We start from the raw sequence: 25,561 nt of genomic DNA on the forward strand, positions 1-25,561 counted from the left end.
CTCACTTTTTTTATTTACTTTAGTTACTATTTGGGTGTTTATATAAGCCTTAGTATTTTTGTTTTTTTATTTTAAATTGTGTTGGGCAACTTTTTGGTGGTTTTTTGTTTTTTTGGTTGGCCCCAACATCCACTGTCTTTTTTTGTTTGTCAGTGCCACACCAAAGTTTTGGGGGCCCTTTTTCATTTTGCTCCGCGCCCCCAACTCTCTGAATGCCGGCGGAGGCAATCCGTACTGATGCGGAGCAGAGAGGTACATATGCAATTTTCTGCTGATGCTATTTCGTGTTAGCCAAGCGTAGGGCGTTTCCCTGCGGCGATTTCCTTGCACCGGCGGTCGTATTCATCTTCCGTAATGGCCATCAGTCCCGAGCACGGTCCTTTAGCAGAGGCGGTAAAGCCAAAAGCAAGGCTCCAGTCGGAATTTTCGAATCCTGCCCACTCGACCAGGATATGCATGAGATTGGGGTCCGTGATTCGGCCTGGATGGCCCCTGTAAAGGAACAGCGGCTCTCCGTCGTTATGCCAAATATCATTGGCATCCAGATCCGCAGATGAACGGAGGGCAACGGTCTGCCCAATAAGAAACAATTCTGGAGGCAGCGGTTCGGATTCGTTGTCAGCCATTCGCGACAGCCTTTACCCAATTGGGGCACCGGGGCTGGTAGCCCTGACAGTATGCCGTTACGACGCCGAAGGTGCCGACAAATTGGGGTGGCGACGTTCGGTAGTCAACTGAAACCACGGTATCCACCACTCCTCCCGTCTTGCATTTTCTAAACCAGCCGTAGCCGGTACAGAGGTGCCGGTAAATGTACGCCTCGTAGTTGTACTTCTGGCCAGCGACATACGTCTTAGACACAGGGTGCTGTGTTACCAACTTGACTGCGTTGATATTTAGATTGTGCCATAGAGCAATCTTGTTGTAACCGAATCCGCCGCCAGCTACCGTGCTTGTATACCCATACCGAAGGTAGACAGTCCGTCTACCGTTATCGAGCCACGTGGAAACAGTCGAGTACTGCACTCCCCCTGTAAGGGCCAAAGCCGTGGCGGCTTGGTTTTCCTCTGGCGGGATGGAAACGGTGCCGTCGAGTGCGGTTGCACCAGGCAGTGGGGTGATGGGGTTGGAGCCGTCGAAACTGGTGACGTCCATGGCCTTGGAAAGCTGATCATCGGTGAGGGGTGATCCTCCGGATTCGATCGCGACCACTTGGGCCAGGCTGAACCCTCGAGCTGCGAGTTGAGTGCTGTCGTAGGTTTCCCCGACGACAAAGTCGCCTCCAACCACGGCAATTTCGGTTACCGAGGGATCCGCATACCAGTCCTGGAGATCGAGGATGAAGTCCACGGTGTCGGGTGAAACATTGTGAATCTGGATGGCTCCCTCGTCGTTCCCGCCAACGGGAACGGTAATAAGGTTCGTGTGGATGCCCGTTCCAAAAGACAACGAGGCCACGTCTTTAGGTTCAGGTGCACCGGATGCCCAGGCTCGAGCATAACCGCCGGCAGTACCGGGATCGATAACGGTGAGGTTGCCTACCATAGCGGTCAAACCCTCGGAGCCCCGGGAATGGGACCGACTCCGCCGACGTCAACCGTCACGGTCTGCCCGGGGGCAACGTGGCCGCTGGCCCTGGTGTCATACAGTTTGCTAATCGCCGGAGTGAATGTTCCATTGCTAGAACCGGCAGTGAAGTAGCCCCCAACCTCCATCAAAAGATGGATCATGTTCCCTTGTGAGAGGTAGAGCTTAAAGGCTCCGTTGGCATCGAGTTTCACGATGGCACCTATGGATGTGTACGGACCGCCGTCGAAGTTTAGCGCCACGCCGGGTCGACTGGTCGAGTTCGTGGCGTAGGGATTAATATAACCGGCGGAGGTAGTGGCGTTATCGACTTGAAAGTTTACGAAGGCCGCCTGCGCTCCTGCCGGCACGTCTGCCTTTCCAGCGACCTGAATGGTTACTGTCTGTCCCGAGCCGATCGTTGCCTTCGGCAGTCCCACACCATTGATCGTGTCCACGATTCGACTCTGGTCAACGGGAGCATAACCCCCCGCGGCCGTAACGTCGTTGCCGGACGTGTAATAGCCTTGCACGTCGGTGTTGGTGTTGGTTGTCGTGGTCGCTTGGATCTGGATTTTTCCGGTTGCTGACACGCTCACGATGGCACTGTTGGATGTAGGGCTGTTTGCGTCGTAGCGCATGACCCCGCTTAAGGCGCCGTCGGCAGGGCCAGCCGACATTTGTCCAGGCAAGGCTGGTTCGCTAGCAGTAAAGGTCAAGAGAACCGCTGAGATTCCCGACGACGGTAACCCCACCTGCCCCGCGACTTGGATGGTGCGGGGTGTCAAGGGAGCAAGTGGTGCCTTTGTCGTTCCAGTGGGCACTACTGTGCTCACCAGGCGGCCTTGTAGTGGTATGAACAGCCCGGCCGTGCCGGTCACCACAACGGGCTCCGCAGCGCTAGCCACCGGGACAGAAATCCCGGATGCGACAAGGACAAGTGAGGCGGCAAGTCCGATAGCTCCAAGCCATCGGACTCCCGCCAATCGGACATGACGAAGTAACAAAGTACGCATAAGATTGTCCCTCAGGACTGAGACGCGAAGCACCCCGAAAGTTAACATAACAACAGGTGCGAGTACCTGGCTGCAACGTGACCAAAAATACATCGGTGTACCATCTGGACTGCAGTAATGAGAACTATAACCGACGCGTAACTCAGCCCACAACGCATCGAGTATCCCACTGTGGGAACGCATGGATACTGCTCATACGTAGGTCACCGAAAAGTCCATGTGGAACGACCCGACATGAGACTGGCGTTCTTGGTGAAACCCATGCTGCTGTGAAATCGCAGCTTGGTGGGAAACGACCTGGACCGTGTTATTTGGCGTCGGTGAGGTGCTGGTTTTTGGTGTGAGCGAGTCGGTATGACTCTGTGCCGGTTTCGATGATGGTGCCTTTGAAGGTGAGCCGGTCCACGATGGCGGCGCAGAGGCGTGGGTCGGTGAACGTTTTCGCCTACCCAGAGAAGGACTCGTTGGTCGCTATAGCCACTGATGCTTTTTCTTCGCGTTCGGTGAGGACTTGAAAGAGGAGCTCGGCACCGCGTTTGTCTAGTTCCATGTAGCCAAGCTCGTCAATGCAGAGCAGGTCTACTCGCCCGTACCTGGCGATGGTCTTGGTCAGGACTTTTTCGTCTTCGGCTTCGACGAGCTCGTTCACGAGCCTGGTGGCGAGGATGTATTTGACCCTGAATCCTTTCTCGGCCGCCGCGGTTCCTAGGCCGATGAGGAGGTGCGATTTTCCGGTTCCAGAATCCCCGATGAGACACAAGGGGAGGCCTTTGCGGATACAGTCCCCGGTGGCCAGGGTGTTGATCGTGGCTGGGTTGATGTTTGGCTTAGCTTCGTAGTCGAAGTCACCCAACCACTTATCGCGCGGGAAATTCGCTGACTTCACCCTCCGGATGGAGGAGCGCCGGTCCCTGTCATCACACTCGGCCAGTAGCAGCTCGGCGAGGAATCCTTGGTAGGAGAGTTGTTCCGTCCCGGCCACGGTCAGGGCTTCATCGAGCACGGCCTGGATCGTGGGCAGGCGTAACCGTCGGCAGGCCTGGTCAACGGCCGCGACGGCTGCTGGTTCGGTCAGGCCGCGGCGCCGACGAAGAGTTTGGGAGACAACGACTGGGGTAGTGGGACTCATGAAATCTGCTCCTTAGGTGATGGGGGCGGTGATGGTTGGGGACGGAGTCTGAGTAGCTCGTCAGAGCAGGCCACGGAGGGCAACGGCCGCTTGTCTGGTGGCAGGCCAGCGATGACAGCAGCCGGGTCTGCCAGGCGGCGTTGGGTGAGACTGACAACCCGGTGCTCGACGACTTCGGCTTTTGCGCCGGGATGGTAATCGGGGCGGATCCACCCAGCATTCCTTTCGAACGCCACACGCCTTGCTTCAACAGCGACAACGTCAGAGCTCACGGCACCGACAAGAAGCGCGGCAGTGATCCCGTCGATGACATCGCAGGCTTCCATGGAACGATGGAGCAGCAATACCTCGATGAGTTCCCTCGTCGCTGCAGTGTCACCATCGGTCCTTCGTGCAGCGGCCCAGAAAGCGTCATGGGCGGGAGTGAACACTCCTGATTCACGCGCCTGGGCCAGGGCGGTGGATCCAGGTAATGCTCCGGGTTTGATCCGCAGGACTTCTAGGTAGTGATCGAGTTGCACGCATTGCCCGCCCCTGGCCACGGTCCGTGGGTGGGTGGCGATCAAGGTCCTGCCATCGAAGATCCTTATCTCGGTCGCGCGCAGGGATACCCTGACTTTCCGATTGATAAATCTCACCGGTACCGAGTACTTCGCTGAACGCACGGTAACCAGCGAGGAACGGTCAACCCTAGGAGTTAGCGCCAGGCCTGGATCGAAGCTCTCTGCCGACAACGGCGCCAGCAGAGGCGCCTCGAGAGCGAAGTCCTGCCCTACCGTGCGAAGTCGATGAGAGATCCGGCGCTGATCCTCGCCCTCGTCCCAGCCCTGCAGCTTCGCATTGAGCTCCACCAAGGAATCCACGACCGGGACCGGAGTCAGGAAATTTCGGCGAAACCGCCCCACTTCCCCCTCAACCCCACCTTTCTCATGGGCGCCTTTCATCCCTGGCTCGCAGTAAAAGGAATGAAACCCATAGTTAGAGCGAAAGAGCACCCAGCGCTCGTTCTCAACCCGTTGCCGGCCAGCACCATAGATAACTTTCGTCACGGCCGAGGTGAGGTTGTCATAACGGATGTGCTTCGCAGGGACACCACCGAGAGTCTCAAAAGCCTCGATGTGGCCCTCCAAGAAAGCTTCCTGCCCACAGGTCGGATACACGCGGTGGACCGATTTTCCCGAGTGGGACATACGGAAAGCGAACATGTAGCACCGGGTGCGCACTCCGGCAAGATCCACCCAGACATCCCCGAAATCAACCTCAGCCTCCGCACCAGGTGCATGCTCCTGAGGAACGAAGACCTCTATCGGCGCTTTCCCGGCCTCGAAAGCGATCTCCGCCCGGCGAACCTTCGCATATTGACGCACCGTTGAATACGAAATCACCGCCTGATGTTCCTCAACCAAGCGATCAAAAACCCGCTGGGCCGTATGGCGCTGTTTCCGTGGAGCATCCAAATCAGCGATCAGCATCTGATCAATCACCGCCCGGAACCGATCCAGCTTCGGAGCTGAACGGGCAGGAACCCTCCGAGGTGGAGGCTCAGCCGCAGCCAAAGCCTGACGAACAGTTCGTCGCGATACCCGATGCACCCGTGCAAGCCGGCGAATTGACCACCCTTGGACCCGGGCGTCTCGACGGATCCTTACGAATATCTCCACCCTCAACTCCATCACTGCCTTCCATCGTTGGAAAAATATTCTGATGAAATCAACGATGAGGTGGGCTCAGCCGAAACTGCGATTCATCACCCGGCGAGCCGCAAGGTGGGTCCCAAACAAACTGCGAAAGTGGTACCCAATCAAACTGCCATAATCAGCAGGTCTACTCGGCCGTATTTTGTTATGGTCTTGGCCTTGATTTTCTCATTCTCGACCTTGAGGAACTCGTTCGCGAGTCGTGTGACCACAATATATTTGACCCGGATCCCTCCCCGCCGCGGCGGTCCCGAGCCCGATGGGTAGGTGAGATGCGGCGGTTCCTGAATCCAAGGTGAGCCACAAGGGGAACCTTTGTGGATTCATTCGCCAAAGGGGGAAAGTGTTGACTGTGGCCAGATAACGTTCGGATTTGGCAACAGTGCCACCAGTAAGCCAAATAGGTAAGCGCGTCACTCCATCGTGACGCATTATGAGTTTCTTACTGCCCCATAGGATGGGTAGGCTCGAAACAGGATGTACGGTTGAGCTAGCGGTCTGAAAGCGAATCTATTTCCCCAATCCATACTCGATAACAGCGTTCTTTTCGTGGACATTTCAGCTTCTGTTCAAGCAACATCGACATCCATCCTCCCAATGGAGCCACCGAGTCAACCACCAGTGGGATCGTGCACAGATAGCGGAAGACCTTGTTCCTCCAAGAGTTGACACTCTTTGGGGATACTGAATCACAGAAGTTGCCGGTAGTTGGTCTTGTTCCATATAAACGGGGAGACTCAATATGTACCGGTCTCTGTAGGTACTGAAATTTGGAATCCACACTGACAGTGCAAGATGGGGCTATCTATGGATACGGCGGGGGCATGGATCCGATCATCGCCATGAACTCTCAAAGCGGATGGACTGATTTCTCCGTCCTTCATGGCTTCACCGCAGTGGATGTATTTACCACCGGCGTTCAGGATGTCAGGGACCGCAGGCTGGGTGTGTAAGAACTTTGCGACGCTTTGTACTGAAGTGTCGTGTGCGTAAAAAGACTCGCATTTTCCGCAGCTGTATTCAAGGGCGACCTGGCCACTCACTGGAGGAATGCTGGAGCCGAATCATTCAAGTATCAAGTGCACTGCGGTGTGGCATTTGGTACATGTCAGGGCGGAACCATTGGGGTGTTGGTTTTCGCTATACAGGGGTGCAAAGCTGTCGATCGCCATCGGTAAGTTCCTGACTATCCGAAATCTCATGATCTAACGTTTAAGAACTACACCATTGACATCGAGAACGGTGCCGCTTGGCTGGGACGAGAAAGTGCCAGATTTTTTTAAGCTTTCGCATAATATTAGGAGTATTCTAGGTCACAATTGGCGTTAGAGCCAAGCGTTCGGACCGTTTTAGTCAGTTAGATAGTGCTGGGGCACCTGGGTGCGGAGTCATATGGCCTATGAATGTCTGAGTGGGCGTTTAGTAGATTTTTTCCGGCTTGTCCATTTAACGAGGACATACAAAACGAACCCGATGATCAGTAGAACAGCTGCTCTTAGCCAGATGTCGGGTCCCTGCTGAAAAAGTAGCAGCCCGCATGAGGCCAGAGCCAAATATGGCACCACCGTTGGTGAGCGGAAGTGCTTGTGTTTGACCGTATCCTTGCGAAGGACTAGCACGGCTGCATTAGTGCTGATAAAAACGAATAGCAATAACAGCACCACGGTTTCGGCCAGTGATTGAAGATCGCCGGTAAGAGTTAAGGCCATTGCAGCTATGGTCGTGAGTAGAATCGCAACCCACGGAGTGCGACGCTTGGGGAGCACCTTGCCCAGCACCCGGGGTAAAAGGGATTGCTCGACCATGCCAAATGCCAATCGGCTGGCCATGATCATCGTCAAGAGGGCACCGTTGGCAACTGCCACCAGCGCCACCAACCCAAAGAGCCAAACTGGCACACCGAAGCCAGTGGCTTGTACGACTTGCAGCAATGGTCCAGTGGACTCATTGAGTTCTCGCGGTGAGAGAGCTATCGATGATGCCAACCCGATCAACACGTAGATCCCACCGGCCGTCAGCAGTGCACCAAAGAGAGCCTTCGGATAGACCCGATGGACGTTACGGACTTCTTCCGCGACATTAGCCGAGGTCTCAAACCCGACAAAAGAGTAGTACGCCAAGAGTGAAGCGGCTAGAATTCCGACCGCTGGAGAGACCTCAGGGTTGAATTCGATCACACGTGACACCGCTCCCGCCCCTCGACCAACCATGAGGCCTACCAGAACTATGACCAGAACCAGCCCCGAGACTTCAATAACGGTCATGACCACATTAGCTCTCACGGACTCTTTCACTCCTCGCGCGTTTAGCAAAGCGACGAAGAACAGGAATACAAGCGCTGCTGGTACCGCGGGAACGTCTAAAAAGGGTTTAAGGTAGTCTCCGGTGAAAGCCAGGCTGAGACCTGCAGCGCTAGTAACTCCGGCCGCTAGCATGCAAAATCCGACCAGAAAGGATACTAGCGGTATTTTAAACGCTCGTTCAGCGAATACCGCTGCGCCGCCTGCTTTTGGGTATTTCGTAACGAGCTCTGCGTAGGATGCGGCTGTGAGCATGGCCAACAACAAAGCAAAAAGTAGTGGAACCCAGATAGCACCACCGACTTCGCCGGCCACTTTGCCAACAAGTGCGTAAATGCCCGCCCCCAAAACATCTCCCAGAATGAACAAGTACAGCAGAGGTCCGGTGATTGCTTGTTTCAGTTTCGATTCTTGCACTTGGGTCGGAGTTTCCATGGGATGAGTGTAAGGGTAGGAATGTGTATTTTGCTACCGATAGTTGCAGCAGATTCGCCTGCAGTGAGCACAGAATCTTCTTTCGAAGGCTTGCTGGCTGGTTCTATGGCGTTTATCATCTGAATCCTAACCGCGAGCAAAACCATTCGTGAGATCTAATGGCGTAGCTCCACAGTCCAATTCTGGAAAATGAGTGATGATGACGGAGAGCCCCAGACCCAGATCCGAGAGTCAACTAAAATTGACCAATGACAGGCGCAATGCAGCGCAACAAGCATCGCCATTAGAAATCGATCGAAACCAAGGAGACGCATCCGTTCCCATCGCGAGAACATCGCAACGGGGAGACACCTCAACGCACTCTCTAGCTGCCTCTGGGGAAGAGATTCAGGTCGAGATTGGTCAACAGACCCCATGGGGTTCTGAACCCTTCCCCGAAGAGACGCCGCGGCACTCAAGCTCAATTGAAACGATGCCAGTGAAACCGTCGGTTTAGCATCGCCACCTAGTTACCGCTTCATTGTGCGGCCTTCACGGTCATTGAATTCGTCGTCCTTGATTGAGCTCAGCGTCGCCTTCTCGAGCCTATCGATCAATCACGACTTAGACCGCGCCGTGAAAATGACCGAAGTTCTGCTATTCACTATGTGACACATCTACGAGATTTCACTCCAGTACAAAGCTCTGTATTGTCAGCTACAAAAACACGTTCATCGGACGCAACCTCAAGGAGAACAGACTTTGGAGCCCAGCAGCCTAGAACTACCTATGGAATCGGTGGGGCATAGGCTCCGGTTGAACCTAGCAATTCCTGCTGCAAAAATATTTCGATGTTCCAGCACAGATCAAACTCAACCAGTTAGCTCGCTCAATATTTACTTGGTCCAGCTAGCTACTGCCCAATAGGGCAAAAGCTCCAAAAATGCGTCCTACGAAGAAAAGTAGCGCCAGCACCACACCCAGTCCAATGATCACAAGCCAAATCTTATTGATGATTTTTCCGGCTAGGGGCGCTACCTCAGGTTTCACGGGGTCTGCGACAGAGCCTTCCCCAGGTGGAGTTTCTCCCGGAGGAACTCCACCTCCTGGTTCAAGACCAGTAATTTTGCCGTCCACAGGATCTGGATCTGGATTGCTACCCATAGTCGCCCATCTTTCTATAAAACGTCTCCGGTGTTCGGAACACCACACCACCAGTCGATACTGACTCTTGGTGAAATGTACTCTTCCACAAGGGCATGAAAGTGGAAAGTGCTCATCCTCTTGTCTACACAGCAGTGTCTTTTCTAAGGTCTTTCATGGCAGAAGAGTAATAGTGTGCAGAATTACGTTAAATAGCTGAACACATTAGATTTGTCGACTTCGTATCCGCGGGATCGCTGAGAAGAACGCTAATCGTTCCGCTAATGTGCGGCGTGCAGTCAACCACTATCAGTGACTGCGCGGTTGCTAGCTTGATACGCGGCTGCATCCATTGAATCTGAGAGTCAGTAGAGCGGCGTAACTGGAAGAGCCCGTCATTACAACCACAAACAAAGAACGCTCGGATGCTGCGTTGAAACTAAGGCCGCCCGATTCCTTTGTATTTCCAGCCAGCAGCCCGCCATGTCTGAGGATTTAGGACATTGCGTCCGTCGAGGATGTTCTTGCAAGTGACCGCTTCCGCGGCATGTTCTGGGGTGAGGTCTTTGTATTGCTGCCATTCGGTGAGCAGTAGTAATGCATCTGCTTTATTCATTGCCAAGTCCAGGTCTTCCTCGTACATGAGTTCAGGAAAACGCTGTCGCGCACCATCGATGGCTTGAGGGTCAGTCACCGTAACTGTGGCGCCTTGAAGCTGCAATTGTGCGGCAATACTGAGGGCTGGTGAATCGCGGACATCATCACTATTTGGTTTGAACGCTGCGCCTAAAACCGTGATCCGTTTGCCCATCAAGGATCCACCCACCATGGTACGTGTCAGTTCTACTAGGCGGATGCGACGGCGAATGTTGATGTCGTCGACTTCACGCAACAGGGACAGGACTTGGTCCGCTCCGAGCTCGCCTGCCCGGGCCATAAAAGCGCGGATATCTTTGGGCAGGCAGCCACCTCCGAAACCAGCGCCAGCGTTCAAGAATTTTCGGCCGATTCGTTCATCCATCCCTAGCGCATCCGCCAGCACAGTCACATCTGCCCCGGTTACTTCACACACCTCGGCCATGGCATTAATGAAGGAAATCTTCGTCGCAAGAAAGGAATTAGCGGCTAATTTCACTAACTCGGCAGTTGCGTAATCTGCAACGATACGACTCGTGCCCAGTGCCAGGGGTGAAGCATAAACAACATCGAGCACGGTGATGGCGTGGTTTCCTTCTTCACCGACGGGTACTCCGTACACGAATCGGTCTGGGCAGAGTGTGTCTTTTACCGCGAAGCCTTCCCGGAGAAATTCGGGATTCCACGCGAGTAAGGCGTTGGATTGCCGCCCTTTGAGGACTTGCGCTAGCCGGCTTGCAGTACCAACCGGCACCGTGGATTTACCCACGACCACGTTTCCGGGCTCCAAGAACTCAAGAACTGAGTGGAATGCTGCATCCACATGGCGCATGTCTGCGGCGTACTCGCCCTGAAGCTGGGGTGTTCCTACACAAAGAAAGTGCACCTGAGCGCCTTTGACATCGGCTATTTCCGTGCTGAACCTCAAGCTGCCATTATTGAGGGCTTCTTGCAGGATTTCAGGCAGTCCTGGCTCGAAGAAAGTCGCTTGGCCAGCCTGTAACTGCCCGATTTTCCTCGCATCAACATCAATACCAACGACGTTATGACCGAGCTTGGCTAAGCATGCTGCGTGCACAACTCCTAGGTAACCGCATCCGATCACGGATATATCCATATTATTTCTTCCTCGTGTTGGGGCGTCGACTACTAATTGCACTGATATCGGGGGCTATATCCGTTGTCTCCGAGCTGTTGTTCGCGCTCTCGCTGCTGATTCAATCTGATCTGAGGGTAATCGGTCAATAGTCCGTAGTTTCTCTCTTCTTCTGAAAGTGCGGGAGGAGCCCCGGGGCGAAAATCCCATGACTGCCTCATATCGAGGTAGTCTCTTGTTCCTTATCTTTGCGATATTGCAGATCAACGGTGTGATGTCTAGCGCTAGAGAAAGGTCCGTTAATGGTAGGCGGCTCTATACTGACCGAACACCCACAGGGTGAGAATCAGTTCGGTGTTGTAGTCGCGGTCAATAGCTAGCCGGATAGGCTGGCACAGAGACCCTCGATCAGAAATGAGGGTTTTCAGTGGTGCTAAGGAGAAGTATTGAACAGTTTAGGAACGCTTCAGCCCTTTGTGACTCCGACGGTGAAGCTTAGCGGCCTGTTTAATGTCCCCGACCTGGAGATATTCGCCAAACTTGACCTGCTCCAGTTGGCTGGCAGTACCAAGGAGCGCACTGCTAATGGGTTGATTGAGGATCTTCTTGGATCAGGACAGCTCGGTATTGGTGGCATGATCGTTGAATCAACCTCTGGGAATTTGGGGATCGCGTTGGCAAGGCAGTGCGTGGTGCGGGGATCAACTTCACCGCAGTTGTTGATGAAAATGCCAATCCTTTAGCCTTGGAGCTGATGGAAGCCTACGGTGCCAAAGTGGACCTTGTGCAAACTCCTGCGGACGGTAATAAACTCGCCGCACGTCGACGTCGGGTTAGTGAAGTTTTAGCAGAGCATCCCGGTTCCGTGACCACTAACCAGTATGGATCACCGGCTAATCCCCGTGCCCATTTTGATACCACCATGCCTGAGATCATCGCTGGTACAGGGGGAAATCTGGATTATCTCTTCGTGGCGACCAGCACCACCGGGACTCTGTTGGGCTGTCAGCAATATGTCCAAAAGCATGGTTTGAGCACCAAAATTGTGGCTGTTGACTCCGTTGGTTCGGTGCTCTTCGGCGGGACGGCCGGCACCAGGCGACTACCCGGACTCGGTGCAGGGATCCTCCCAGAGTTGGCATCCTGGGCAACGCCAGATCTTATCTTTCAAGTTGAAGAAATTGACATGGTGCGTGGCTGTAGACGGCTGGCACATTATGAGGGCATCCTGGCTGGTGCATCCACAGGCGCTATTGTGGCCGCCATGGGCGCACTGCTTCCCAGTCTCGATAAGGGATCAAGAGTGGCTTTCATGCTTCACGACAGTGGTGTGCCCTACCTCCAGACTGTCTACAACGACGATTGGGTCCGGACCGCACTACACATCGAACCTGAATAGGCAACGCCCGCCCGTGTCGGTGTAGAGGATCCTCCAAGCCGGTAACGCACCCTGCTTCTGCCTGAGGGCTATAACAGCCGCGCTTTTCGCAGTAGTACGCCATAGTCGTGGTCACCGTGAGTGATGACGTCCAAAAGGGTAGTTCTCTCCTCATGGAGGCCAACCAAAGGTCCCTTTTGGCTCTACCTGGGAATGGTCGCTGGCTGGGTACAACACGCACCTATTGAGCCTGCTAGAAAAAGTGAATTGGTATCTGTGACGTCGTTGTGTTATTAAATAGTAACGAAATCTGACTTGATCCTCGTCCTCTTCTTGAGGCAGTAAGAATTAAGGGAGCCTGCTGGTTATGTCGATGCTGCTATGAAATCTCAGGTACCTACGTGGACCAGTCCTTTGCGCATTGCTGTCCTGGCTCATCTTCATCATCCGATCACCTCACCATTCGCAGGGGGTATGGAGTCCCATACCGCGCACCTGGTTTCTGGATTGGTTGCTCGTGGTCATGAGGTAACCCTCTTCGCTAAAGACGGCAGCGTTGTTGACTGCCATCTGGTCCCTGTTCTTGATGCGGGGTTCCTGGTGCGTGGGTACCCGGAAGACGAGAGGACTAACGAACAGCATGAGGTCCTCGACGGAGCCATGGAGCGAGCGGTGAAACTCATTCATGCAGGTTCTTTTGACGCGGTGGTGAATAACTCATTAAGCCCTGTACCGCACCGTCTTTTGATGCAGTTGCCTACCCTTCATGTCCTGCATACTCCGCCGCTACCCCGATTGATTGAAATCTTGAGGGATCCGGCCAGAACGTTGCAGCAGTTGCATCGTTATGTCACTGTTTCCGAAGCCAATGCGTGTCCTTGGCGAGAGTGGTTACCGACCATTGAAATTGTTCACAATGGCATCGAATTGTCGCACTGGGACGAGCGGGCCGAGCCGAAACACTCAGTGGCGGCTTGGACCGGACGTATTGCAGCGGAAAAAGGTACCCACGTGGCAATAGCCGCGGCACGTACAGCATCCCTGAAATTGCGTATTGCCGGTCCCATCCACGACCAAGAGTACTTCCGTAGCCAGATTGAGCCGCAACTCGATGATGACATCAAGTATCTGGGACATCTGGATCAACAAAAATTACAGCGAGTGATCGCTTCGTCCCAGGTATTTCTCTCCTCTCCTCTCTGGGAGGAACCATTCGGACTCACCACTCTTGAAGCTATGGCCTGTGGAACCCCGGTGGCCGCGCTACCTGCCGGAGCTATGGCCGAACTCATTGGAACGACAGGAGGAGTAGTCGCCGACAGCCTAGACAGTACGGCACTAGCGGTGGCAGCGACCCGAGCCAAAGATATGGACCGTGAGCAGGTTCAGGCGCGAGCCTGCAGATTCGCGCTGGCTGGAATGATCGAAGGGTATGAGCGGATACTTCACTCCATGGTTCATCGTTCCTTCTCCCAAGTCTCAGAGGGGTCATGAGCCGATACAAGGTTTCTTACTACGCCCATCATTTTGGTACTGGCCACCTGCGTCATGCCCAGAAAATGGCGGCCAGCAATTTGTTCGATCTTCAAGTTACCAGCACTGGCCCTCGCAACAACGCTTTGTTGAAGGGCAACTTGGAATATGTGGATCTAACTCCAGATGTGATTGCTGCTAGTCCTGAGCCAGCATTGCGCGCCGGATCTTTCTTGCATTACGCCCCCACAGGCGAGCTCATTCAACAACGTTTTGCGGAACTCAACCGGGCGTGGAAAACATTCGGTCCGGACATGGTGATGGCCGATGTTTCGGTAGAAGTCGCACTGTTCGCTCGATTGAGTGGCTATCGGGTTGCTTTCCGTCGGATGCCAGGTAATCGGAACGACCAAGCACACCAAATGGCGTATTCGTTGGCGGACACCATTTTCGGCTATTTTCCTGCAAGTTTGGAAGATCCCGCGCATCTGGCGAAATTTGGTTACAAAACTCACTACCTTTCGGTGGCCGAGCCAACGGATTATTCGTTTCACCCCGGTCATGACACTTCCCACATGCCGGGCCAACCTAAAGTGGTGGTGCAAACATCTTTGGCATCCGCGATTCCCTTAGATCATCTGGCACAAGCCGCCTCGGCTTCGCCTAGATGGGACTGGGAAGTTGTGGGTTCCGTGGAAGCAGATGGCACACCTCTTCCCACAAATTTGCGACTCCACGGTGTTCTTCCGGATCCAATACCGATCATGCGCTCAGCTACGGTGATTATCAGTTCTGCCGGACACAACGCTGTAGTCGCTGCTGCGAGCTGCCACAGACCTGTCTTGTTAGTGCCCGAAGAACGCCCGTATGCAGAGCAACTGGCCTTTGCAGTGGCTCTGCATGAACGTGCTGGTCTCGATATGGTCAGAAACTGGTCGACATCGGGAAATTGGCCACGGATCCTCGAAAATGCCGCGAACAGTGACCCACACGCGCTAGCAAGAACACTTTTTATTCCCGCGACAGATTTCAATCAAGGACTGCTCGATCTTCTGCATGCAACGGCAACAGAGGCACAGGCCTCCATCATTTTCTAATAAGCGGCTGAGTTGTGAGCTGCTCGTACTTCTTCGGCCGTTGGAATACGCCGAACGGTGAGGGAAGACTGGGACGGTATCCAAGAAATCAAGCCTAACTGAACAAAAGCCCTCAACCAGCCTTCCATGGGCCACACACCCCATCGGGAGTGAAATAAACGGGCATTCTGAACAATCTCCAAGAAATGGTTCAACGGCGGGTTATAGACCCCATGGTGCTGATGGAACACTGGTGCTTCTATGAACCTCACTGGGATCTTTGCTTCTCGGATTCTAAAGGCGAAGTCAGTATCCTCTCCGCCGTATCCGGTATAACTCTCATCAAACCCACCCACTTCGGCAAAGACAGTAGCGTGGATTGCGAAACCAAGAGACCAGAACATTGCATGTCCGGACATGGTTGATTCCGTGGGGAGTCCCTCACGGGTGTGATGTCTAATGGAGGCGGCGAGTAAAGACTTATCCTCCACTACCAGTGTGGATTCCAACGGCTTCGTCAAATATCGTGGCTCTGCCATGGCCAGGACAGTCTCCTTGTTCAACACCTGAATGAAAGTGCCGAACAAGTCCGCTGACGGAATAGAATCCACATCTAGAAAAATAAGGTTTGGTGTTCGGGCGGCAGCCGCAGCTGTATTCCGTGCTTGGGACAACGGCAAACCCGAATGAGACTGGGAGGAAGAAATGTGGATGATGCGCAAAGGAGCATCACAGCGTATCGGAGCCGGGCAGGGATCGTTCATATAAACGATCACCACCTCAGCAGGACGCAGCTTGGAGGCATTAACACCAGCCAACAAACGTCGAAGATGGTCCGCCCGACCATGCACTAAGACGAGCACCGAAAAATCACCCACGGTCCAGGGTTCCTCTACTGTCATATTCACCCTCCGGTTCGTGTTGCAAACACTTTTGAACACGTGATTGTTGGTGTTTTTTATTGAGTGTCTTGTTCGGTGGGGTGGGCTTCGTGGTGGGGTAGGCCGTGTGGACGCCGGTCCTCTTTCATCTCTGCCTCAAAGAGGTGGCGTTTCCCTTCGGCTAGTTCATGCCTGGCCATCGACTCTGCTGCTTTAAACGCGGAGTAATACCCATCGTCGTAATCCTCTACGATCTGGAACGTCCACCGCCCATTAATGACGTTCCTACCAACTATCTTTTGCTCAAGATGCTCGGCCAGTGACTCAGCACCGGATTCTCGCAAAAGCTCAACAGCTTCACCGAGCGCTAAATCTGCTCTACCTTTAAGCGGTGAAATCCATAGAGATACCCTCGGGCGTGCTCCACCACCTCCAAAGCTTCCGAGAGTTTCCCCAGCGCCTTGACAGTTGCATCACTAACCCCCGCGCCTCGTTGGTGGTCAGCATCGGGCCCGTTGTCACTCTACATAAGTAGCATCATAGGTCCTTTCCTTCCAGCAATACTCCACGGGAACTCTGAGCTGAACAAGTGCTCGAATCATTTTATCGTTCCCCATAGCGGCCATGCTCCTACTCTTCCTCAACTCTCTGAAGCCCATGAAGAATCGCTTGGGAGCGACTGGAAAGTGCGCTAGATCGTTCTTGCCCCCCGCAGTGATAATTCCTGTAGGAGTGCACACCTCGGTTTGAAGTAACCAAGCGCAACTCAAACGCTTCACCCAGCCGATCCCGTTGCATCTGGGAGTTAGTTGATTTTATAGTTTCCCCGAGGGTCCCATGTAAATCCGTCAGGTAGGTCCGTTCCCTCCGTGAAACATGCGCTACCACCATCAGTATTGTTGGCTGGTGCCTCACCATCTGAACAAGCCATCTCGATATAGAAGAGCGCCGTACTAATATGATAAACGGCAACTATTACGGCGGCCACCGTCACGACCACGGTTCCTGCGATGACCGCCTTTTTCTGCGAAACACTCCAAGCAGCACCCACCAGTATCCCCATTTCTGACCATCTATTCTTGAGTCGTATAGAGCCTCAAGCGCATCCATCAATAGACCTAGCTAACAATCGAGAATGCCCAAATTATCAGACAGCGTTGGAATCTAGGCACCAACCGATTTAGTCGTCCCCTGCAGTGACCAGCGGCAACGCCGGTTAGCGCTACTGGCGGTGGTCGTCTCTGTCCTTAATCACCCGGGGTGGACCCTCAGGATCAGCGGCACCACCTTCACCAACCCAGTCCGCAATCTCCGCTGCATCCTCTTGTGTTACCAACCGCCTTCGATGAAACAATGAGGCGACTTTTTCAGTGAACTTCGACATGTCTGCGTCCTAGCGTTGTATATCTCGGAACGTGGGGCGAGCTATCAGCATCATCCACACTGTCAAGGTTGAGCTGCAACTAGCGGAGTATCTACCCCAAGTGAACCAAACTTCATGGCTCCGCCAGGGGACCCCACTGGGACTGCACGGCCAGGGAGAGTGTCCATAAAAAAGCGGACATTATCTTTTAGGTACTCGTCCCATTCCATGGGGAGGTCGTCTTCGTAATAGATCGCCTCCACTGGTCAAACGGGTTCGCATGCACCACAGTCGATACACTCATCCGGTTGTATATAGAAGGCTTGTTCTCCCTCATAAATACAATCCACCGGACATTCATCCACGCAAGCACGGTCAACAACGTCAACACATGGCTGAGCGATCACATAAGTCACGGTCTGCACCTCTTAACACAGAACTCAGAGACACACACCAGGAAGCTCTGGCAAGCAACACAAACAACTACCAATGGTTGTGGCCTCAACCATAGATCAAATCGCACCAAGACGAATGCTTCGTGTGGACCCAGGCGAAGCCTTCACTGCACTCGCCACGATAAGACCACAAAGTAAGGATGAGGATAATACCGTCTGTACAAAGGTATTGTCTCGACTGATCCTTGACCTAACAAAGGAACCTTTGACAAGACACCGAACAGACGCTCCCACGCGTCGGCAGACCAAAAGTAAATTTCCAGGAAACACGCCAAAAGTGTCCGCCGTTTAGATTCTCAACAATGTGTCTCACCATGCTATTCTCAACATCGAAGAAAAGTGACCTTTAATGGGACGAATTGGAGGAGACTAGTGACGTGTCTTGGATATGCCCGGGTCAGCACCAACGACCAGGACACTGAACTGCAGATCCGGGAACTGGAAGCTGCTGGCTGTGAACGAATCTATCGTGACCATGGCGTCAGTGGGACCAAGGCCAGCCGCTCGGAGCTGGACAAGATGTTGGACCGCCTCAGCAAAGGCGATGAAGTCGTGGTCTCGAAGCTGGACCGCCTGGGAAGGAACACTCGCCACCTACTCGAGCTGCTCGATGACTTCAAAGCACGCGGTATCAAATTTCGTTCCCTGCGCGACGGCATCGCCACCGACCCTGACAGTGAGCTCGGCGGCGCAATGGCGCAGGCCATGATCACCATCATTTCCGCCTTTGCCCAGCTCGAACGTGATCAGCTCTCCGAACGCACCAAAGCTGGCATGGCCGTTGCTGCCTCCCACGGCCGCAAGGCAGGGCGGAAGCAAGTCACCGCCGACCATGCTGCTGTTAAACAAGCACACAAACTAAGAGACCAAGGCCTCAAACCGGCCGACATAGGCAAGATCATCGGCGCCAGCCGGGCGACCGTCTACCGCTACCTCACCATGGAACCCGGTTAACGCCGGCTATGGCCCGACTTCAGGCTCGATTTACTCCGTCCTTTCGGCGGTTGTAGTTCAAACACAAATTATTAGCCGCCAAGACACCAACTTCGTGAGCGGGGTGGTTTACAGCATTTGAAAATAGGTCAGGTGCCGTCTATCTTCTGTGTTTTGAGGTCCATGCTGACTGCAATTTTGGGGTTGGTCAAAGATCCAAGACAATTGGTTAATTTCTTACGAATCAGATCGGCAGCAGCGCAAAACTGTCAAACCCAGCATGAGGGCTCTCCTGCTACTGGCCCGCGATATAAATACAAAAATTTTGGACCCGGGCACGAACGCACTTTGGCTGGTCGTGCCCGGGTTCCAACACCAAAAATTGTGGGGAAACACTTCACAAAGGTGTTCCCCTGCACTACAAACCGCCAATCCAACCGGTCAAAGTTACAGAGGGCCGTATTCGTTAACACGGACCTGCGTATGTATGCATAAGCAGCAACACGTCTCGGTCTGTCATCTAAGCTGTGGGCGATTTTAGGGTTTAGGTGTGGTTGTTCCTCGGAGAGTTAATTCTTGAGAACGCTTTTTGGTAGGTGGTGTGTGGTGACGGCACCGATGGGTGTCATTGGATGTAGTGGGTCGGGGTCCGAAGAACCAGTTGGGCCACCAAGTCGGGAGTGGGCAACTGCGCTCATTACTGCGTAGGCATCTCCTGCGTCCCAACTATGCTCGTGGGTCAAGAATTGGAACATGTCTTCATACCCTCGTTTGATGCTTTCCTGGACCGGCGCGCCAAGTCCAACGAAGATCCACTCTTCTTCTAGTTCTACTCGTGGCGCACGCAACGGCATGGATTTTACAAGATCCACCGAAACCACGGCTGTGCCTTCCGCTTCAATGGCTACGAAGGAAGACTCGCCTTCTGCCATGATGGCGTGAATGTCACCGATGGAGAGGTAGGCGCCTTCCACTGCAACGGGTAGGTAGACAGTGGCGCCTGGTCGGCATTCGGTCAGGTCCATGTTTCCGCCCTGTTCATAAGTAGGCATGATCGTAGAATTGTCTCCTTCCGCGGGTGCCGTACCGATACAACCGATCATTGGACGGGGCGTGAAAGTGTGCCGATCGGTGACATGAACACCTGCTGCATCAATAGGAACTCGCCGCGCGAATACGGTCTCCCCCATGCGATCCTGCAGAGCCCCTGATCCAGGAAGGCTTACTGACCATCCGCAATCAATTAGATTGATCTCGTGGATTGTTACCGCTAGCGCGTCTCCAGGCATTGCCCCTTCTACGTACACTGGACCTGTTACGGGATTGATGCCAACTGTGAGTTTGTCCATGTCCCCATGCTCGTGGAGCTGGCGGTACACTTCGTCGCTGGTTTCAAAACCGATCAGTTCCCCTGTTCCCGGTTTGATGTGCAGCGCCGGTGTTTCCGTCGCCGAAAACCCAAACTTTCCGTGGGATTTATCTAAAAACTGATCCATCGTCTAAAGCCCTCCCTTTTCGCCCATAGCGGGCATCTCCACCACTGCCGGGTCGCTTTCATCTGATATGTCTGTTTTGCGTCCAGTGACACGGTAGTAGGTAAACACCAAGGCACCCACAGCAAGCCAGACGATACCGCCAACCTTTGCCTCAACATTCGCATTCCACAAGACGTATCCGATGATCAAGAAACCAATGATCGGCACAACTAAGTGCATGAGAAAGTTCTTAGATTTCTTTTTTCCCATGAAGTACACAACTACTGAAACGTGCAGCATCATGAACCCGAAGAGAGCACCAAAATTGACCAGCGAGGAGATCAAGTCAAGTTGACCAACGAAAAACACTACTAAGACGGCCGATAGAACTGAAACCAGAACGATGGCATTTCTTGGTACTTGACGATGGTTCAACGTGTGGAGGAATCGGGGCAATTGCCCGTCACGACTCATGGAGTACAGCAAGCGTGATGTCGCAGCTTGCGCTGCCATCGCATTAGCAATACCCACTGCTAGGACGTTGACGACAAAGAAGGCGTTCATCCAGCCTGTGCTGGCGGCTGCTTGGACAATGGTGAAGAACGCATTGCCCTCGGTTTCCGGATCAAATGCGTCTAGTCCCCCAGCCAACGAGCTAGCAAGCCACGTCTGAATAATGAAAAGAATCGCCACTATGAACAATGCCATCACCATGGCCCGACCAGTAGCTTTGCGCCCGCCGGTTGCTTCTTCTGAAAGAGTGGCAATGCCATCGAAACCTAAGAAACTCAGAACGGCAATGGATAAAGCCGAGGCAATCAAAGGGCCGGTCACCATGCTGGCATCCCAGATTGGAGCCGTACTGAATACTGCACCCGGGATGGTCTCGTTGTTCAAAGCCTTCACCGCGATGATCACGAAAGCGACAACAAAGACTAGCTCCATCGCCAGGAAGGCACGGTTGATGAGCTTCATGGAGCTGACGCCCATGAGGTTGATGCCCATGTTGATGGCGACAAAGATTAGCGCCCATAGCCATCGAGGTGAGTCAGGAAAAAGTCCCACCATTGACTCCGCGGCGAACACGTACAACAGTGTGGGCACCAGAAGGTAGTCAAGAAGGATAGCCCAGCCTGCGAAGAAGCCGGCGTTTGGATGAATCCCCCTGCCGACATATGAGAAGACGGAGCCCGCCAAGGGTATTGTTTTGGCCATCTGCTGGTAGGCCAACGCCGTAAAAATCATGGCGATCAGGCCAATAAGGTACACCAGTGGCACCATGCCCCCTGATGCGTTGTAAACAACACCAAAGATGGCCCAAGGCGCGATCGGCACCATGAATATCAGGCCGTAGATCAGTAGGTCAGTGGTGGAGAGCGAACGTTTGAGTTCTTGTTTGTAACCGTAAGCCTCAAGCTGTTGCTGGGGACTTAGCTCCGACGAGTCTTGGGATGTCGACATCAGTCAATGCTCACTTTCATTGCGAAAGATCGTGGATGGGATGGGCAATAGCTTTTTAGGCAGACGTTGCTTTGTCGTGTTCAGACAGGAAGTCACCAATCACAGCGCGGAAACCTTCCGGATCTTCAAGGTGGACGCAATGGCTGGTATCCGGGAAGACGTAGACACGTGAATCCTTGATCCGGTCGGCATAGGGTTGCCATGTTGCCGCGGTCGCCTCGTCGTGCTCTCCTGCGAACACTAGGGTTGGGACTTGGATATCAGCGAGCTGGTCGATGATGCTCCATCTACGCAGCGTGCCAATGACGTGGAACTCATTGGGCCCGTTCATGGTGTAATAAACCGTGGGGTCGGCTTCCATCTGCTTTTCGCTGTCCCTAAAATCTTGCGGCACTGGGTCAAGACGGCAAACGTGGCGACGATAGAATTCCTCTACAGCTGCGAGGTATTCAGGTTTTTGGGTTGTCCCGGCCTCTTCGTGCTGTATCAGTGTCTGTTGGACCTCTAGCGGTAGTTCAGATCGTAGGCCGCTGGCAGCCTGGGCCCACAGCTCCATTGATGCCGGGGAATTACAGATGGCCAGGCTTGTAAGTCCATCAGGTTGCCGAACAGCAATTTCGGCGCCCAACATCCCACCCCAGGACTGGCCAAGGAGATGGAATGAAGATATTTGCAACTCCTGAACCAAATTCACGAACTCGTCCACGAACAGTTGTGGTGTCCAGAAGTCAGTGGGTGCATCGGGCAGGTGCGTACTATTGCCGCAGCCAAGTTGGTCGTAAAGTATTACCGTTCTTCCAGTCTCGGCAAGCTCGGCAATGGAACGAACGTAATCGTGCGCCATCCCCGGTCCCCCATGGAGGACAATCAACGGAAGAGCACCTTCAACAGGCACATCGGGGGTCGTAATCCGTACCCAAGTCTCGTAGCTTCTGAATGGAATCGTCCGGGTTGTAACCTGTGACATGAAGCATCCTTCGCCTATGTGATGTAGGCCATATTTGACCCATAGGAAATATCATGAACCATAAATGGTTCCATTACAAGACCTTTACATTGACACGAAGGCCAGAAGCCCATGAATGCACAGCCGCTGTTTGATTCCCCGGAGACATCGGAGCCCATCTCTGGTCTGGCGTCACCACTGAAAAACCGCCAGAGTATGGTCGACGGGGTCACTGATCGGCTAATTACGGCCATTGCCGTTGGCGAATACCTTCCAGGAAGTTCATTACCGTCGGAACGTGAGCTAGCAACGTCCCTGCAGGTTGGACGCGTCACGGTACGAGCAGCATTAGCGCGCCTGGTTGATCACGGTCTACTCGAAAAGATCCGTGGACGTGGAGGCGGATCCTTTGTGAAGGAGCAATGGACCGCCACCTCCAAGGACTCAGTAAACCGAACGCTGACCGCGCGTTGGGAGGAACTGATCGATGGACTTGAAGCCGTCAGGTTCCTTCATGGCGCCATTGCACGAGCTGCGGCAGAAAATAGGACAGAGAACGACATCAGAAAATTACATTCCTGCTTGGAGGCCTACAGACAGGCAGACAGCGGGCATGCCTCCCAAAAGGCAGATGAAAAACTCCACCGGGCTATTGCACAAGCAGCACACAATGACACACTGGGGAAAGTACTCCTACAACTGGCATCCACCATCAGCCTGACAGCCCCCGCGCACCTATGGGGCGCCGTTGAAGGTATGCGTGAAATGGAGCTACGTGCATTAGCGGATCATGAACAGCTGGTTGCCGCTATATGCAATCAAAATGCAGGACGAGCCTCAGACCTCGGCGCAGAGCATGCACGCATTGACATCGAATTGTTCCAAAACGCACTGCAAAAGGCTGGTCAACTAAGTACCACCGAGTCAACCAGTATCGCTAATGTACCCAGAGTCGAGTAACACACATAGCCAATCACCAGCGCTATAGGCACAACCACTGGTGGGGTCTTCCTTCGCTTATGTCCAATGGCAGTCGAGGGGAGCCTTGATTGACGTAGTCTCGTAAATACTTGGAACTGTTCGCTGGAGTACACCCTGGTGGACAGATTCATTCTGCTGACGAGCTCCACGACAGAAGTCCCATTCCTAGCATGATGCCACCAGTTGCCTCATAATGAATCCGTCTCGAAACCCATGGGTTTCGAGGCACTTCGGTTACGAGACAGTGGATGGTCGCAACATGGCCTAACTGACGCACATATTGCCCGAAAGAGGACCCCTCATGTGGCCCATATCTCGTCAGTGGTTCGGCCGCCGGTGCACGGGCTTGATCATCAATCGCGATGTTTTCGATGCAGAATCTCAATCGTCTCGGGATTAACAGAAATTCGGACTGCACCGGTAGAAATATTTACAGACGCCACCCCTGGCCCACGGTCATTTGCATTTGCGTGATTTCTGAATCAGGGATCAAATGGGGACACGCCATCGACGAATACACTCAGCCCGCCTACCCGGGATTCTTCCCTGCGAGCGTCCTGTCTCGCAGGGCCTCCAGAAACGACCCCGCTATGTCGTGCATAAGGAAGGAAACTTAACATGAGAATTCCATTCATTTCGAAGGTTTTGAATCAAGAGGAGCTGGGCGTGGAAGACGCGCGTCTGCGGTTCATTGAGGTCACCAAAGGTGGAAGTGCGTTCCTCCTCGCAGGTGCGGCGTTCTGGCTTGTCGGGGCGCTGGTCTCCTTAGTCGCGCCGACGATCCGCGTCGAATACGTCCTCTACGCCGGGTTCGCTGTTCCGGTCATCGGGGTTCTCATTGCCAAACTGCAGGGCGCCCGTCTGTGGAGCCACCCGGGCTACGCCTCGTTAGTCGGGTTTGCCGCTATTACGGAGCTGGCGGCGCTACCGACGATGTTCTACTTGCGTATCGAGCATCCGGAAGCGCTGCCAGGTGTGCTTCTGATTGCAGATGGAGCCCACCTCCTCATACTGATGTGGTTACACATGGACTACACCTACTTCATCGCTGGCTTCGCCAAGGCCGTACTGGGGTCATTATTTCTATTCGGCGTCCTGTGGGAGGGGTTTTATCCCCCCCAGATGCTGATCGGTGGAGTGATTTCACTGGCTGCCGCGGTCTTCGTATGGCGTGATAGCAACCGCACTCTCAAGTTCTACCTACGACCCGATAGCAACCAACACGCCCAATGAAGCCGTTAGAGGTATTGCGTTGGGGCGAGGCCAGTGACGGCAACAAATGCGAGAGGACTTCTGGAGGCAGCGGAGGATTTCACTTCTCGCGAGGAATAGCGTTCCCTGGTCTCGTCGAACGGATCGTCTCCGCCACTTCACTGAGGTCATCGTTCAGTTGGTGATCCCGGCCCGGCAGAAGGTGCACGTGCGCCTGCGGAATAGCCTGAGCGTAGAGGTAGGCGTGCTCAGGGGGAACGGTGTCATCCTGAAGCCCGTGGAACACGTCGACCCGCACACCTTGCGGCAGCTTCACGCCGAGCTCGTCGGAAAGCGCGAAGTCGTCACTGGGCCACCCGTCCTGGCTAATGAACGGAGCAGCGATCAGCTGGATTGATCCTAAACTTAGCGTTGGAGGGAGCCCGGTGAGGACGTCGGCGAGGATGGCTGCCCCCACCGAATGGCCGACAACCACTGCGCCGACATTCACGTCTGCTATCTCGTCTCGGATCGCGGCACTCCAGAGGAAATAGCTTGGCTCGTCCTCGTCGGGCATCCGTGGGTAGCGGATTTCCCACTCGTCCTCGAGCTCCCTCCGGAGGCTCTCGACTAACTTGTCATCCCAGTCATCGTGCGTGCCCGCACCGGCACCCTGGATAAAAAGAATCTGCGGCGTAGTAATCATGGCTCTCCTTCTCGAAAATTCGATGGAGCGAAGCTTCCAGAGTGGGCGCAGGCCTTGACTTAGTCAACTCGACTGCCAGTGCTCCCCATGGTCAGCTACACCAACGCGTACAGTCCGAGAGGCAACCGCGACGCCGAACCTGCAGCTCTCCCAAGCCGACCCCGCACCCGCCCTCGAGCTACTCTGGGAGCAACACGGACGCGCCCTCGGATGCGAAGAGATCTTTTTCGTCCTCGACAGCCCAC

Annotated in this window: 20 protein-coding genes and 3 pseudogenes; 7 read left to right on the top strand and 16 right to left on the bottom strand. The window is 54.0% G+C overall.

The features are described from left to right. Nucleotides 1-287 precede the first annotated feature (287 nt). From QMG40_RS01060 to istA, 5 genes and pseudogenes are all read right to left on the bottom strand, one after another. Complete coding sequence (locus QMG40_RS01060) at nt 288-626, bottom strand: hypothetical protein (protein ID WP_110499180.1); 339 nt, start codon at nt 624-626, stop codon at nt 288-290. Then, nucleotides 619-1,554 carry a hypothetical protein gene (locus tag QMG40_RS01065; protein ID WP_283527033.1) on the bottom strand — a complete coding sequence of 312 codons (936 nt, stop codon included), beginning with the start codon at nt 1,552-1,554 and terminating at the stop codon, nt 619-621. Before QMG40_RS01065 ends, QMG40_RS01060 begins: the two co-directional genes overlap by 8 nt. Beyond that, nucleotides 1,551-2,582, bottom strand: a complete 1,032-nt coding sequence (locus QMG40_RS01070) for a hypothetical protein (RefSeq protein ID WP_283527035.1) — start codon at nt 2,580-2,582, stop codon at nt 1,551-1,553. The genes QMG40_RS01065 and QMG40_RS01070 overlap by 4 nt, the downstream gene beginning before the upstream one ends. Nucleotides 2,583-2,889: 307 nt before the next feature. Then, a pseudogene (gene istB, locus QMG40_RS01075) lies at nt 2,890-3,711 on the bottom strand (IS21-like element helper ATPase IstB). Next, complete coding sequence (gene istA, locus QMG40_RS01080; RefSeq protein ID WP_283528560.1) at nt 3,708-5,384, bottom strand: IS21 family transposase; 1,677 nt, start codon at nt 5,382-5,384, stop codon at nt 3,708-3,710. The pseudogene istB and the gene istA overlap by 4 nt, the downstream one beginning before the upstream one ends. 794 nt (nt 5,385-6,178) lie before the next feature. On the opposite strand from istA, the gene QMG40_RS01085 reads away from it, so the two are divergent. Beyond that, entirely contained in the window at nt 6,179-6,361 is a 183-nt protein-coding gene (locus QMG40_RS01085) for a hypothetical protein (protein ID WP_283527037.1), read from the top strand. Nucleotides 6,362-6,805: 444 nt separating this feature from the next. Here the strand turns inward: QMG40_RS01085 and QMG40_RS01090 are convergent, their stop codons facing one another. The 3 genes from QMG40_RS01090 to QMG40_RS01100 form a co-directional block, all read right to left on the bottom strand. Next, nucleotides 6,806-8,143: an APC family permease gene (locus QMG40_RS01090; protein ID WP_283527039.1), complete on the bottom strand. Its 1,338-nt coding sequence runs from the start codon at nt 8,141-8,143 to the stop codon at nt 6,806-6,808. Between the two features lie 888 nt (nt 8,144-9,031). Continuing rightward, complete coding sequence (locus tag QMG40_RS01095; RefSeq protein WP_283527041.1) at nt 9,032-9,286, bottom strand: DUF6480 family protein; 255 nt, start codon at nt 9,284-9,286, stop codon at nt 9,032-9,034. A 418-nt stretch (nt 9,287-9,704) separates the two neighbouring features. Beyond that, nucleotides 9,705-11,018, bottom strand: a complete 1,314-nt coding sequence (locus QMG40_RS01100; RefSeq protein WP_283527043.1) for a UDP-glucose dehydrogenase family protein — start codon at nt 11,016-11,018, stop codon at nt 9,705-9,707. 467 nt (nt 11,019-11,485) lie between these two features. Between QMG40_RS01100 and QMG40_RS01105 the strand changes: the two are divergent. The 3 genes and pseudogenes from QMG40_RS01105 to QMG40_RS01115 all read left to right on the top strand — a co-directional run bounded on the left by QMG40_RS01105 (nt 11,486) and on the right by QMG40_RS01115 (nt 14,945). Continuing rightward, nucleotides 11,486-12,396, top strand: a pseudogene (locus tag QMG40_RS01105) (pyridoxal-phosphate dependent enzyme). A gap of 360 nt (nt 12,397-12,756) precedes the next feature. Next, entirely contained in the window at nt 12,757-13,869 is a 1,113-nt protein-coding gene (locus tag QMG40_RS01110) for a glycosyltransferase (protein ID WP_283527045.1), read from the top strand. Continuing rightward, complete coding sequence (locus tag QMG40_RS01115; protein ID WP_283527047.1) at nt 13,866-14,945, top strand: hypothetical protein; 1,080 nt, start codon at nt 13,866-13,868, stop codon at nt 14,943-14,945. Before QMG40_RS01110 ends, QMG40_RS01115 begins: the two co-directional genes overlap by 4 nt. On the opposite strand, the gene QMG40_RS01120 is transcribed toward QMG40_RS01115, so the two are convergent. The 4 genes and pseudogenes from QMG40_RS01120 to fdxA form a co-directional block, all read right to left on the bottom strand. Further along, nucleotides 14,942-15,826 (bottom strand): glycosyltransferase family 2 protein, encoded by an 885-nt coding sequence (locus QMG40_RS01120; protein WP_283527049.1) that lies wholly within the window; start codon nt 15,824-15,826, stop codon nt 14,942-14,944. The two genes, QMG40_RS01115 and QMG40_RS01120, sit on opposite strands and share 4 nt — an antisense overlap. 56 nt (nt 15,827-15,882) lie before the next feature. Continuing rightward, on the bottom strand, nt 15,883-16,149 hold the full coding sequence (locus QMG40_RS17295) for a hypothetical protein (protein WP_349361581.1): 267 nt from the start codon (nt 16,147-16,149) through the stop codon (nt 15,883-15,885). Between the two features lie 878 nt (nt 16,150-17,027). After that, on the bottom strand, nt 17,028-17,189 hold the full coding sequence (locus tag QMG40_RS01130) for a hypothetical protein (protein ID WP_283527051.1): 162 nt from the start codon (nt 17,187-17,189) through the stop codon (nt 17,028-17,030). Between the two features lie 62 nt (nt 17,190-17,251). Beyond that, nucleotides 17,252-17,584: pseudogene (fdxA, locus tag QMG40_RS01135) on the bottom strand (ferredoxin). Between the two features lie 411 nt (nt 17,585-17,995). Here fdxA and QMG40_RS01140 point away from each other — a divergent pair. After that, complete coding sequence (locus QMG40_RS01140; protein WP_283527054.1) at nt 17,996-18,577, top strand: recombinase family protein; 582 nt, start codon at nt 17,996-17,998, stop codon at nt 18,575-18,577. A 548-nt stretch (nt 18,578-19,125) separates the two neighbouring features. Here the strand turns inward: QMG40_RS01140 and QMG40_RS01145 are convergent. Genes QMG40_RS01145 through QMG40_RS01155 form a run of 3 tightly spaced genes read right to left on the bottom strand, consistent with a single transcriptional unit; the run spans nt 19,126 to nt 22,459 of the window. Next, nucleotides 19,126-20,052, bottom strand: coding sequence for an acetamidase/formamidase family protein (locus tag QMG40_RS01145; protein WP_283527056.1), 927 nt, complete (start codon nt 20,050-20,052; stop codon nt 19,126-19,128). Between the two features lie 3 nt (nt 20,053-20,055). Further along, nucleotides 20,056-21,492, bottom strand: a complete 1,437-nt coding sequence (locus QMG40_RS01150; RefSeq protein ID WP_283527058.1) for an APC family permease — start codon at nt 21,490-21,492, stop codon at nt 20,056-20,058. A gap of 55 nt (nt 21,493-21,547) precedes the next feature. Continuing rightward, nucleotides 21,548-22,459 carry a proline iminopeptidase-family hydrolase gene (locus tag QMG40_RS01155; RefSeq protein ID WP_283527060.1) on the bottom strand — a complete coding sequence of 304 codons (912 nt, stop codon included), beginning with the start codon at nt 22,457-22,459 and terminating at the stop codon, nt 21,548-21,550. Nucleotides 22,460-22,570: 111 nt separating this feature from the next. Between QMG40_RS01155 and QMG40_RS01160 the strand changes: the two genes are divergently transcribed. After that, a complete protein-coding gene (locus QMG40_RS01160) occupies nt 22,571-23,398 on the top strand; it encodes a FadR/GntR family transcriptional regulator (protein ID WP_283527062.1) in 828 nt (275 codons plus the stop codon). Between the two features lie 639 nt (nt 23,399-24,037). Beyond that, the gene (locus QMG40_RS01165; protein WP_283527064.1) at nt 24,038-24,652 is read left to right on the top strand and encodes a DUF7010 family protein; all 615 of its coding nucleotides are present in this window, start codon (nt 24,038-24,040) and stop codon (nt 24,650-24,652) included. A 79-nt stretch (nt 24,653-24,731) separates the two neighbouring features. Here the strand turns inward: QMG40_RS01165 and QMG40_RS01170 are convergent, their stop codons facing one another. Beyond that, nucleotides 24,732-25,316, bottom strand: coding sequence for an alpha/beta fold hydrolase (locus tag QMG40_RS01170; protein ID WP_283527066.1), 585 nt, complete (start codon nt 25,314-25,316; stop codon nt 24,732-24,734). Nucleotides 25,317-25,561: the final 245 nt, after the last annotated feature.

The sequence above is a fragment of the Arthrobacter antibioticus genome (assembly GCF_030063205.1).
Taxonomy (GTDB): Bacteria; Actinomycetota; Actinomycetes; order Actinomycetales; family Micrococcaceae; genus Specibacter.